General features: G+C 42.2%; 1 protein-coding gene. It reads right to left on the bottom strand.

What is annotated here, in order from left to right; all coding sequences use genetic code 11:
- A partial coding sequence (locus tag HMPREF1495_RS03495; protein ID WP_242832841.1) for a MucBP domain-containing protein occupies window positions 1–1,269 on the bottom strand: 1,269 nt, incomplete at its 3' end.
- Window positions 1,270–1,283: the final 14 nt, after the last annotated feature.

The following is a 1,283-nucleotide window of genomic DNA, read 5'->3' on the forward strand; positions in this document are numbered from 1 at the left end:
GCGCTTTCTCTTATATAGATATGTTACAGTTTGGCTTCCGCTTACAAATGTTCCTGTTGCGTTACCCGGTACTGTATCTATCTCATAGTCTGAGTATATCTCAGGGGTTGTCGTATACGGTAATCCCAGCTTTCTGCTTCCGTCAAGTACTGTCTGTGTGCTTAAGTCGCTGTTATCATATACTGATTTGTGGTGTACGGTTACATCTCCCGCATCAGCTCTTCTATATACATAGGTTACTGTCTGTGGTCCCGGTGTGAATGTTCCTGTTGCGTTAGACGGTACACTCACTAATGTGAAGTTCGGTATTGTCTTTGATGTAGTTGTGTATGGAAGTCCGAGCTTTCCTGTTCCGCTTTGTGTATCAGGAATATCTATCTCATTTCCGTCCTCATCTACATAAACGCTTGTCACATCTCCGGCAGGCATTCTTCTATATTCATAGATTACTGTCTGTGGTGTATTTGTATATGTTCCGTTCTTATTAGCAGGTTGTGCTACCAACTCATAGTTAGGGATGTTCTTCTCTGTTGTTGTGTAAGGAAGGCCGAGCTTTCCGGCTCCTCCCATTACATCATCTGTATCCAGAGGTGTACCTGTTCCCTGTTCTACATGGTGAACCAATACATTTCCCGCATTATTTCTTCTATAAAGGTACGTTACAGCCTGGTTTCCTGTAGTATAGTTTCCGTTCTTATTTGTCGGTTGGACTACCAATGTAAAGTTAGGAATACTATGCTCAGTAGTTGTATACGGCAATCCGATCTTTCCGGTTCCACTCATTGTGGTATCCGGTACAAGCGGTGTTGTTGTTCCGTCAATATAGTGATGTACAACTACATCTCCTGCGTCATTTCTCTTATACTCATATGTTACCACTGTTGTTCCTGTTGCCGGATATATTCCTGTGTGGTCTGCAGGTGTAGCATTTACTACTGTATAGTTTGCTATATTTGCAGGGCTTGTTGTATATGGCAATCCTGCATTTCCTGCACCGTTTATATTCTCATCAGGAGCCAGAGAGTTTGTTGTTCCCATCTCGTAATGATGTACTAAAACATTTCCCGCATCTTTTCTCTTGTAGTAGTAGTTGACAGTCTGTGTTCCGCTTGTAAATGTTCCGTTTGCTGCAGGACTTACAGAAACAAAATCATAATCATTGATGTTCTTTTGTACTGTAGTAAAGGCTGTTCCAAGCTTTCCTGTTCCGTTCAAAGTCTCCTGAGTATCAAGCACCGCATTTGTGCCCTGCTCAAGATAATTTACCACTACATTTCCGGCAT

Source organism: Lachnoanaerobaculum sp. MSX33 (genome assembly GCF_000512995.1).
In the GTDB taxonomy this organism is placed as follows: domain Bacteria; phylum Bacillota; class Clostridia; order Lachnospirales; family Lachnospiraceae; genus Lachnoanaerobaculum.